Origin of the sequence: Micromonospora sp. NPDC006431 (assembly GCF_042870725.1) — a bacterium.
GTDB lineage: Bacteria > Actinomycetota > Actinomycetes > Mycobacteriales > Micromonosporaceae > Micromonospora.
Window position 1 is genome coordinate 1 of record NZ_JBIAHQ010000057.1, and the last position, 11,448, is coordinate 11,448.

Below are 11,448 nucleotides of genomic sequence, written 5' to 3' on the forward strand. Positions count from 1 at the left end.
CGCCCTCACGGAACTCCCTATCGAACCGCCTTCTCGTTTCAGCCATGACCATCTATCCCCTTAGGTCTGGCCTCCACGCTAACGGGGGAACCTCACAGGACGCGTACCGGTCTTTTGGGGGCACCACCTCCTTCAGCAGTTCAGCCGCACGGCGATGCACAGCCAACTCGGTCTCCAACTCGGCGATACGCCGCCGAGCGGCAACCAACTCCGCCTGGTCAGCCGAGCTCACGCCCGGCATCTGACCGGTATCGATCAGCTCCTGACGGCGCCAGTTGTAAATCGTTTGATCACTGATCTCCAAGTCACGAACCAGCTCAGCTACCGACCGGCCGGCCTTCAGCAGATCGAGGACCTTACGACGGAACTCGGGTGGATATCTCCTCGGCATGTCTCTCCTCAACGAGCGACGAGCCTGACGAGTCAACCAACCTGACTCCACCGAACCCGGGGAACATGATGCTGGACGTATCAACTTATACTACCGGCTGCCGCGCAGGGTCGAATCGATCCCACTCCAACCCCCAGAAAGCATCATATCCATGCGTGTGAACGAAATCCCGCTCAGAGGAATGGATGGGATAGGCACCCACAATCTCAATCAGATCGCATCGTTTCGCGTCGGCTTCAATGCCGCCCAAGTTGAGTAATCCCGGTTCAATCTCGACGGCGGGTCCCGCCAAGACGACGCTGTTCATTCCGTAGCCCTCCACGTAGGGTTCCATATAACCTAGAACCTGACCGGGATTGAAGGGGCAGACACCCCTTAGCGCAGCCACTATCCTTGCGGGAACTCGAGCCCATTCGAGACTGTCGGAACGGACAGTGATGGCTAGCTCACGACCACCCAACCTCCAATCCGGATGAGTGGAGAGAGACAGCCCGTACGTAAACCCTGTCACATATCCAGGTTTCGGCGTTCCGGCATACGAGATGGCGACAACCCGCCCATCCGTTCTCACCCGTGGCTCAACGTCGCAGATTACTGGAGTAGCGCCGGTAAGCAAGTCGAGCAACTCCCTGTAACGATCGAACCTGTCAAACGTGTCGCGGCCAGTCATAATGCTCCCCAGTCAGCACCGCTCCCGGATCGGGTGGACGCTGTCGACAATACAGGCGTCAGCGCCCACCCAACTGCCATCGCCCATCTATCCAGATGGCGGATAGAAGTGACCCAGAGCAGCGTCCCACCACTGCGTCTTACTGTGATTGATATACGAGTTGAACTCATCAAATCTACTAGCCGGAATTCTCCATTCCTTTAGACCGGTTATGCCATTCTTGTTTGGCAAATCGAATTCAAGATCCCCGAAAGCCTCCCGGAATCCCGACTTCATCACAAACCGATGGAACCCTAGGTCGTGCCCATTTCCAGCATACTGTGCAGCGCCCTCCGGCTTGTTTGACAGATACGCTGTCGGGTGAGGCCCTGAATGGTTATTGGCATCCAGGCCGCCCGCCTCGCTCGCACGCTTCCCTGTTGCCGGCGAGCGGTAGAGCGTTTCACCACAGTTGTGTACGAGCACAGGCGCGTCGCCGGCGATCACGTAGTACGTGTGGAGGTCGGCGACGGTGAGGTCGCGCATCGTTTGGTCGCCGGTGAAGTTGCGGACCTTGGCGACGGTGACCGTCTCGCCGGTTGAAGTGTGCAGCTGCTCGGTGGGTTGCAGGTCCGCTGCGTCGACCCAGTCTCGGCGGCTCTCGCTCCAGAAGGGGTGGTGCTGCGTGGTGTGGAGGGTGGTGAGTTCGCCGTCTTCGATCCGGACGGTCAGGTCGGTCAGTTCACTGTCTTGGTTCTTGTGCAGGTCGGTGACCGGCTTTTCCGTGGTCTCGCCTGTTTCGGGGTCGGTGGCGAGGACGAGGTCGCCGACGCCTACGTCGCTGATCGCACGTCGGGTGCCATCTGCGAGGAGCACCGCCGTTGTGGGCGCGAAGCTGTGGCGGCACCCGCCCTTGAAGCCTGTCCGTGCGCCGGCGGCGATCGATACCGCCCCGATGCTTGATTCTGTCCAACTTGCGGCTGCGGCTTCGTAGTCGCCGTCAGCGATATGGCCCCAGGTTTTGGCGTACCCCTCGTATACGCCCACAACCCCCATGGGAATGGAAACGACGGCGGAGACGTAGTTCGAGACGAACATCTTTCCGGCGTCCGCGAGCGCGTCGGTGGCCGACATTTCGCCGTCTATTACGGCGTTCGCATTGTTGTAGACGGACTTCCAACTGCCCGCGATCTGTATAGCTGTCGCTCCGATTGGGTCCACCACTGCGCGCTTGGCTCCGGAGAGCATCCCGCCGCCGATCTTTCCCCAGAAGCTCTTCTTCGTGGGCTTCGTGGGCTTCGTGGGCGTCGCGGGCTTTGACGGCGCCACCGAGGGGCTTGGCGGTACGTATTTGCCGCCACCGTCGTTGATCCAGAGCAATCCGCTTGGGTCGCTGAATGTGACGGGCGAGTTGTTGGCGTAGGTGTAGGGGTTCCATTGCTGAGGGTCGGTCAGGTCCATCACCGGGTCGACGGAGATGAATCGACCGATGGCGGGGTCATATTCCCGCGCACCAAGGTGTGTGAGACCGGTGGGGTCTTGCGTGCCTCCGACGAAGCCTTTGTCCATACCCGCGGCCCACGTGCCGGCGGTGGAGCCTCTCTGTTCCCCGTACGGGAGCATGCGGCGTTTGGCGACGGCGAGCGTGTTGGCGTTGATGGTCAATTCCGCCGTGCCGTGGTGGTCGCTGGTGATCCAGCTGAGGCCGGTGCCGGTGCGGATGGCGATGGTTTGGCCGGCGTGGGTGTAGTAGCGGGTGGCGGTCTTGATGGTGGTGGTGTTGGTGTAGCGGACTTCGGTGCCGCCGGGGAGGTAGAGGGTTTTGCCGGTGGGGTCGGTGCGGATGAGCCGGTTGCCGTCGGCGTCGTAGATGTAGCTGGTGGTGGCGGAGTCGGTGGAGCTGAGGACCTTGCCTTCGCGGTCCCAGGTGAGGGTTTGGGTGGCGCCGGTGCTGGTGGGTCGAGTTTTGGTGTTGCCGGCGTTGTCGTAGGTGTAGTTGCGGGACCAGGTGGCGCCGCCGCTGGCGGTCACGTTGGTCACGGCGTGTGGCCTGGCCGCGCCGGCTGAGGGGTAGGTGTAGGTGTAGGTGGTGTTGGTTGTCCCGCGGCGGGTTTCGGTCTTGCGGTTGCCGTCGGGGTTGATGGTCCAGGCGTGCCAGTAGGGGTAGGCGGAGCCGTCGATCTGGGTCCAGGCGGTGGGCTTGGTGGTGCAGCTGCCGCCCTCCGGGGTCCAGGCTTCGGTCATGCGCCGCAGGTAGTCCAGGGTGAAGCACTGGTGGTCCGCGACCCCGCCGTTGGGGGTGTCGTGGATTTCGGTGACGTTGCCGGCTTTGTCGTAGGTGTAGTTGTAGTCGGCAGCTTCGGCTTTGAGTTCGGGGACGACGTTGGCGCTGGTCAGCCGCCGGGTGGGTTCGTCGAAGTTCGAGGTGAGGGTGACGCGGTAGCCGTATTGGCCGAGGATGCGTTGGGTGAGCTGGCCAAGCTTGTCGTAGGTGGCGGTGTCGACGTAGATCTGGGATGCCGACAGCAAGCTGCCTGGGTCGCCGACGTCGGTGTACCCGATGGTGAGCTTCTCCGATGGAAGGTCGGCGGCGGCGGGCATGGTGACCTGGAAGGGCTGACCGTTGGCCCGGTAGCTGGTCGTCGTGGTGTAGGTGCACGTGTTGGGGCTGGCGGCGGCACACAGGCTCGACTCGGTGTTGGGCAGCACCACCGAGGTAGAGGTGGGCCGGCCGTACGTGTCGTAGGCGTCGACCCGGGTTGTGTATTGGTTGCCGCCGGTGAAGCGAGTGGCAGAGGTGAGCTTGCCCTTGCCATAGGGCAGGGTGTCGTACACCCAGTTGGCACGGAGAGCACCGGTGACAGTGTCGTCGCGCATGCTGATTTTGCGGCCGAGCTTGTCGTAGGTGTAGGCGATGGTGGCGGTGCCGGTGCCCAATTGGCTCTTGGTGGTCTCGATGTTGCCGGCGGCGTCGTAGGTGGTGTCGGTGGTGCCCTTGTCCGGGTCGACGGACTGGATCTGGCGTCCGCGTAGGTCGTAGCGGTAGGACCAGACGTTGGCGCCGGTCACGTCGGTCACGGTCTTCAGCTGCCCGAGCAGCGTGTACGCGTAGCTGGTCTTGTCGAACTTGGCGGTGTCGTCGCTGCCGACGTCGGCGGGGTTCTTGTAGAGCCGAAGGGTGACGGTGCGACCTTGGGCGTCGGTGACAGTGGTCGTCGCGGTGCCACCGAGCGGCGGTGTGGTGTGGATGCGGTCACCGCCGCCGTAGGCGGTTGTGGTCCGCCACTTCTCCGCACCATTCGCCAGCAGGATCTGGGCGGTCTGCCTTCCGACGCCGTCGTAGGCATACTGGGTGATGGAGGGGATCTGGCCCTGCGGTTGCGCCAGGGCTGTGTCGTCGACTGCGGCGTTGGTTTTGTCGTGGTACGGGGCGGAGGTCCAGGCCGTGGCGCCGAGGGTGTTGGTCAGGGTTTCGGTGATCGTCCGGCCGCCGCCCGTGGCCTGGAGTTGGTTCTGCCGAAGGCGCAGGAACCCGTCGTACAGGTTCACTGACTTCCGGTACCCGGTACCGGTGGGCAGGAGCGACTCGGTGGTGACGGCCGACGGTGCACCGCTCTTGCGCACCTTGTAGGTGAATTTCATGCTCGGCGTCTGGGTGGCCATGTCACGGCCGGGCACCCAGGTGTTGGTGAGCCGACCGAGTCCGTCGTAGGTGAGGTCAGTGACCGCGCCGTTGGTGTCGGTGATCTTCGTCGGCGAACCCCAGGCCGGTTCCATCAGCGTGGTGAGGGTGTGCTGCTCCGGGTTGGTCACCACTGTCTGGCTCACCAGGCCGCCGTTGGCGGTGCTGTAGGTGGTGGTGGTGGTGTAGCCGCGCGGGTCCGTCGCCGAGTTGATTCGGCCGTTGGCGTCGTAGCCGGTGGTAGCGGTACGGATGTAGACGGGGGTGCTGCCGTTGAACTTCTCGAGTTCTTCCGTGCGTACGACGTTGCCACGGGTGGGGGCTTGCCCGAAGGAGGTGTCGTCGACGTAGGCGTCGTAGAACAGCCTCGCCCGGTTGAGGACGGTGGCGGGATCGGCGGGGGTGGGCGCAGCGGCGCAGCGGACGGACAGGGTTTCGGTTTGCGAGACCCGGTCGATCATCCAGGTGTTGTCGTTGCGGGCGTAGGTGGTACGGGTGCAGGTGTCGTCCGTGGTGATGGACTCGTCGCCCTGGTCCTCGACCATGGTGGGCAGGCCGTCATTGTTGAAGCTGGTGATGGCCTTGGTGTAGCGGTAGCCGCCGGCGGCGAGCGGGGTACGGGCGCGGGCGACGTCGGTGTCGGTCATCCACGCCTGGGTGGTGATCTTGTTGCGGGTGCGGGTGGCGGTGGGTCCCTTGATCCACGGGTTGTTGCGTGTGGAGGACACTTCGGCGCCACTGGGCCCGTTGTAGGTGATGGTTTGCAGCTCGAAACCCTGCAGGGCTTCATGGTCTTCGATGGTGCCGCCCCACGAGTCGGTGACCCACACGTCCTTGACTCCACTGGCGGCCTTGTCGCCGTCGAGGCCGCGCAGGTAGCGGTGCTCGACCGCGGTCTGCTGGCCTGCGGGGTCGCCGTGGCGGACGGTGACCTTACCGTAGCCGCGCCAGTCGCTCCAGGTGCGGTGCTTGTCCTTGGTCAGCTCGTCGTTGTTGTAGGCCCAGGCCGGGGTGTCGTAGTCGTACTGCGTGACTTCGGGGGCCTGGTCGGTGACGGTGTCGTCGAGGTCGATGCGGGTGACGACGTACTTGTGGAACCAGTCCTCGCTCAACTCCTGCCCAGCGGGGGCGTAGAAGGATGGCATGCACCGCTTCGTGTTACTGGCCGGCGACGGCAAGGTGGAACGGGTGCAGTCGGGCCCGGAGTAGGTGACGATGATGTCACCGCCGGATTCGGTGTGCACCGTCTTGATCCGCCACCGGTTCAGGGCGGAGCGCGAGTCGGCGGGGCCGTCGACGCGGTTGGGTAGCGGCTGGGAGCCCGTGTCGAACGTGATCTCCGGATCGGAGACGGCCGTGTTGACGTGTCCGGTGCGGGTGATGCCGCGCAGCCACATCGGGGTGGATTCACCGGTGCCGGCGTTGACGAACTCCTGCCGCAGCGACCACGACTCCACGTCTCTGTAGCTGGAGGTGCCGTTGCGGACCTGCGCGGTGACCTTCGTCAACCGGCGGGCGGTAAAGAAGGTCGGCGTTCCCTGCTCGGTGCACTGGTCGCCGGCCTTGCAGTACTGGTCCCACGGCGTGTCGAACCATTGCGCCGGCACTGGGTCGGAGGTCCACGCCGCGCCGGTCCAGCAGCTGCTCAGGCACCGTTCGGCGGTGTTGAACACGACCCGCAGCGGCGCGGTCTGGGCGTATTCGGCGTCCTTGCGCATGCCGTACTCGACGCGCTGCAGGTAGCCACCTCGGTCGTAGGTGGTGCGCTTGGCGGGGTCGTTGTCACGGCCGTAGGCGCCGGTTTCCTTGCCGTAGAAGTACGCCATGGTGTTGGAGTTCGGGTCCACGACGTAGTCCAGGTTCCACCGCCATCCCTGGTTGCAAGAGGCGTTGGCGAAGGTGGCGTCGTAGCAGGGTTCGCCGTCGTTGTTGCCGTAGACCGGGACGGTCCACACCGAGTCGGTGACCGGATTGCTGGTGCTGGTCCAGTTGGGCAGCTTGTGGTAGCCGAAGTAGTACTGGATGCCGTCGGTGGTGGTGACCTTCCAGTACTCGTTGTCGTTGTCGCCGTTGTCCCGCGCCGAGCTGGTCAGCTTCTCGATCTTGGTGCCGTCGTCGTTGCGCAGCCGCCACACCGACCCGTCCTTGATCAGCTCCCCGGCATGACCGTTGAGCGACAGGGTCGCGTTGTCGCTGAACCAGCACAGGTCACCGGTCTTGTGGTCGGGGTTGTCGTCGGCACAAGACTGGTATTTGCGTTCGATGAAGCCGGGCCAGGAGTCCCAGCCGTCACCGATCCAGGAGCCCTGGTTGTTGGTCAGCGCCGTCTTCCCGTCGATGCTGCCGGAGGAGTAGGAGATGCTGATGTCCGGAGCGGGGCCGCCCAGTGACGGCGGCACGCGCAGCGGGTACGACCAGGAGAAATCCCCGGACTGGGTCGATACCTGCCACTGCCCGGCTGGTGACAGGCTGGTCGCGGAGTAGTCGCCGCTGTCTCCGGACGCCCCAGCTTCGGCCGCCAGCAGCATGGGGGTGCCGGCGAGGGAGATGTCCGTGGTCAGGAGGCTGTCGGGGGTGTCGTTGACGGCGGTCAGGGGGCTGCGTTTCTGGCAGGATGCCAGCTGCGGGGTGGTCAGCGCGCACGCCGGAAGGGCCACCAGCCGCAGCCGGGAGCCCCAGTCGCCACCGTAGGCATCCGCGAAACCGGCATAGTCGACCTGCAGGCCGCTGCGTGCGGTGCCGGTCTTGCCGTCGGCGCGGCTGATCGACATCAGCAGGCCCTGCACCCCGGCCTTCGCCGTCGCGGTCCGGTCGTGCACCGTCACCTTCACGGAATCGACCGCGGCGGCGGCAGAGCTGGCACCGCCATCGGACGGCGTCGAGATGGTGACGGGAAGGGTTCCGGCGCGTGCCCGCACAGGTCCGGTCAGGCCGGCCCGCGTGCTCTGCGCGGTGGCGGCGGCAGCAATTGCCTGGGCGAGGTCGGCGGTGCTAGTGCCTGCGGGCCAGGCGATCTTTCTCGTGCCGGTCACCACGCTGGAGGAGGCATGGTAGGAGCGACTCTTGCCCGGTTTGGCGTCACCCACCAGCACCCCGGCAGCCTCTTTCGGCTTGGGCGGCGTCCAGTTCGGCGCGGCTTCCGCTCGCTGCACCTGCTGGCCTAGCGAGGTCGCTGTCAGCACCATCGACAGGCCGCCGGCCATCAACGCCGACCGCCACACGCGCCGATCAAAGACCCTGACCCGGCTGCGGCCGGAACCTGTTCCACTCACCACGACGCTCCCCACGCGCACGGACGAAGATCTGACCGGCGTTGCCGGTGTGTTGCGAATAGCAGCTGCAGGGTGGGCATCACCCGTGTCGTGCCCATGCCGGTCATCAGGCCGGCGTCGCCGCAGCCGGGACCGCTGTCCCCCGGCTGCGGCAGCATGTGTGTCAACTCAACGCCTGCTGGCAGATCTGGGCGTCCGTCAGCGCTCGCTGGTAGGCGCGTGCATCGTCGATGTCGCCGCGCCAGTACGACATGCCCGCGCCGCCCGACCATCCGCGCCCGATCGCGAACGACCCAGTTGCCGACCAGGGTGCCGGAGCGTTCGCCTCGGTGAGCTCACCGCCACAGGACTGAGGATCACCCATGACATAGGTGCGCATCTTGCCCGTGACCTGGTCATAGCGGCCTGCCACGTGCACCCAGGTGTTATTTGACGGGAACCCCACGGTCTGCCCATTTGCACAGGCGCTGACGGATCCGCCGCCGCTGCTGTCACCCGACATGGTGAAACACCAGCCGCCCTTGCCACCGTTGACGTCCTTGAGATACTGCAGCTCGAACCGCGAGGCGGTGGCGCCGTCCTGCGCGAGGATCGTCTGCTTGGGCTGGGCGGCTAGATCGGTGGCGCGTACCCATGCCATGACCGTGAAGCTCTGCGTCGTGTCCAGCACCGGCCCACTCGTTGTCACCTGGTCCCCGACCGCGCCAGACAAATGCACCGCATTGTTCAGCTTCCCGGCCACGAAACCTGCGGTGCCACCGAGAGTGCCGGGCTTCGTGTCGCTGAAACCGGTGCCCGAATCCGCCGCGGTCTTCACCGGGTCGGTCTCATCGAACATCCAGTGCGAGTAGGCTTCTGGCTTCGGTGACACCCAGAACTGGTAGTCGAAGGTGGAACTCGTGTTGCCGGCCTTATCTCTCGCCTTCACATGCATGGTGTGCACCAAGTCATCGGCCGGGGTGTGGCTCACCTGAGTGGGAGGCGTGGTGGTCGGCGACGCCGAGGCAGTGGTCGTCGCGCTACCACCATCAACATCCCACACGTACTCGTCAGCTCCGAAGGCGCTGAAGAGAAACGTGCCCGGCGTGCCCACCATCGCACCCCACGCCTTCGACGGGTACGTGCTGGATGCCACGCTCAGTGCCCCCGGCGGGGCCGTGTCGATGGTGAAGCTGTACCAGGGGCCCCAGCCACTCCACAGGCCGGCTTCGTCCGCCGTGGTGGCGTGCCAGTAGTAGGTGGTGCCCGTCACCAGCTTGCCGCCCGGCACTTGCGAGGTCGCGGTGCCTGTCGCGTTGCCGACCGTCGTGACGAACGAGCGCGGCATCGTTGTGCTGCTCACCACGATCGTCGCCGACAGATCCGCCGCCGTCCGAATCTCGAACGCGGTCTGCAGAGTGCCGCCGTACGGGTCCTGCACCTGCGCCCGCAGCGTCGGTGTCAGGTTCCGCACCAGCGCCGGCGACGAGCACTGTTTGTAGCAGTCCAGGGTCGTCGTGAACGCCAAACCCACCGGCGGCACGGGCTTCACGTCGAAGGTGGCAACCAGATAGGTCTTGTCGATATAGAACTTTTTCCACCGGCTCTGATAGGACTCGCCCTCGTTGCTGCTAGTGCAGGCACACAAGCCCACCCAGTACGAGCTCGTGCTACTCACCTGTGACTGCAGGTCGTCGAGGAGGGTTGCTCCCTCGAACACCGCGTCCGCGTTTTGCTGGATCGATCCGCACCCGCCAGCCTCGTTGGCGTTGCCCATCCACGCGGCCAAGTAGACGGCTGCCGAACCCAACGGTCGTGCTGTCCAACTCATCCGGCCAGTGTTGGCAGTCGACCAACTGGCCGTCCGGTACAGGTACACCCACGTCGGATCACACGAATACGAGTGATTCAACTTCATCTGAATCTCCGCCGTCAGCACCGTGGTGCCACTCATCGCCGAAGTGTCGAAGCTGAAGTACGAGCGGTAGAGGGCTCCCGACTCCGGGCTCAAACCGACACGGGCCGCCGTGGCATCGTTGTTCTCCCCGTTGCTCGTCGCGTACGCCCACTTCGACCGCTGCTTGCTGAACGCAGGGTCGATAAACAACGGGAACGCCGACGCTGGCGAGGCGAGCATGTCCGAGTCCGGCGTCAACACCAGATCAGCGGTGGCGACCGCCACCGCGACCTCGGCCGAGGAGGCCAACTCACTTGGCCCCTTCGCGGTCGAAATCGGATCCTCGGCACCCTGTGCGCCGCCGGCATCTGCGCCCTCCGCAGTGGGTGCCGCGAGTGACGATCCGGTCGCCGACGGGCTCGCGGCGGGCTGAATCGCCTCGGCGGAGATCGACGAATCCCACATGACAGCGGGCGATGCCTGCAGCAGTGGCTCACCGTCGGCGCTGGCGAGGTCCAGCCCACCCTCTGCGGTACGCGTCACGCGCATGTCACCGCCGAGCCCGTAGCGGATCTCTTGCACCGCCGGATTCGTGGCCGCTTCGGGCGTGAGCACCTCCAGCACGTGCCGGAAGCCGTCCCTGTCGGCGATGACGTGCAGGTTCACGTCCGGCAGGACATTGCCGTAGATCGCCGTGTCACCCTCGATGCGCGGCGCCGGCAACACACCCGGCCAACTCAGCTCGAACCTCGATCCAGCCTCACGCAACGTCACCAACGGCCCGCTGCCGCCAGCGGAGAACGTGATGTCGGCCGTGGAAGCTATCGGCGCAAACCCGTTGCTCACGGGTTGCAGGTTGGTGTCGATGTCGGCCCAGCTGCCGTCCTGGCGGTGCACCCGCTGCGGCGCCACCGACGACTTCAACCTGCCCAGGCCTGTGGCTTCGACGAACATTTGCGTCGTCTCAGACCGCTCGCTCAGCACCTCGACGGTCTTGCTGCAGTTGGTGGCAAGCCGCTTGGCGGCCCACGCATCAGCCACGACAGAAACGGAGCAGTCATCCGCAACAGCCGCGGAGACAGGCACCACGACCGCTGCGGCGGTCGTGACCAGCCCCACCACTAGCGCGTGCACGCCCGCAAGGCGACCCCACGTCCCCTGCCGCGCAGACCTTCTCATGACCTTGAGCCCCCGTAGATCGATAGGTAGCGAAAAGGTAGATCAATCAACGTGGGTGCGATAGACCCAAGATCGGCTGTGAAGGCCTCACCCGGGACGCCACGCCCGGTTGAGGGCCCCGACACAGTCGACAGTGGATCCACAAGCGCGAGCGAACTCCTGGTCACAGTGCCGCAACGCAACGCACATCTTCCGGGCGCCGCGTGATGTGATGTGGGTCACAGACGTGCGTGAAGACTTCTACGTGAGAGGTTGTTGACGCACATCTCGAAGGTCCAGCCGTAGCGGCGAAGCGGCGGTCACGCTAAGTGCCCCTCGTCGTTAGTTCGTCGGGGGTTGGGTCCAGGCGGTTGGATCGTTGAGGTAGAGGCCGCAAGCGCAGTCGAGGGCTTCTTCGGG

The 11,448-nt window shown here is 65.0% G+C and carries 4 protein-coding genes; all 4 read right to left on the bottom strand.

Features of this window, described 5'->3' with window-relative positions:
- Window positions 1-52: 52 nt before the first annotated feature.
- Entirely contained in the window at window positions 53-391 is a 339-nt protein-coding gene (locus ACFYM6_RS35725; RefSeq protein WP_387281894.1) for a transposase, read from the bottom strand.
- Between the two features lie 85 nt (window positions 392-476).
- Window positions 477-1,061, bottom strand: a complete 585-nt coding sequence (locus tag ACFYM6_RS35730; protein WP_387281895.1) for a suppressor of fused domain protein — start codon at window positions 1,059-1,061, stop codon at window positions 477-479.
- A gap of 87 nt (window positions 1,062-1,148) precedes the next feature.
- Window positions 1,149-7,925, bottom strand: coding sequence for a polymorphic toxin-type HINT domain-containing protein (locus tag ACFYM6_RS35735; protein WP_387281899.1), 6,777 nt, complete (start codon window positions 7,923-7,925; stop codon window positions 1,149-1,151).
- 232 nt (window positions 7,926-8,157) lie between these two features.
- Window positions 8,158-11,004, bottom strand: a complete 2,847-nt coding sequence (locus tag ACFYM6_RS35740) for a LamG-like jellyroll fold domain-containing protein (RefSeq protein ID WP_387281897.1) — start codon at window positions 11,002-11,004, stop codon at window positions 8,158-8,160.
- Between the last annotated feature and the right edge of the window lie 444 nt (window positions 11,005-11,448).

Coding starts and splice junctions, on each gene's coding strand:
- ACFYM6_RS35725 (WP_387281894.1), bottom strand. CDS start 391: ATGCCGAGGAGATATCCACCCGAGTTCCGTCGTAAGGTCCTCGATCTG.
- ACFYM6_RS35730 (WP_387281895.1), bottom strand. CDS start 1,061: ATGACTGGCCGCGACACGTTTGACAGGTTCGATCGTTACAGGGAGTTG.
- ACFYM6_RS35735 (WP_387281899.1), bottom strand. CDS start 7,925: ATGGCCGGCGGCCTGTCGATGGTGCTGACAGCGACCTCGCTAGGCCAG.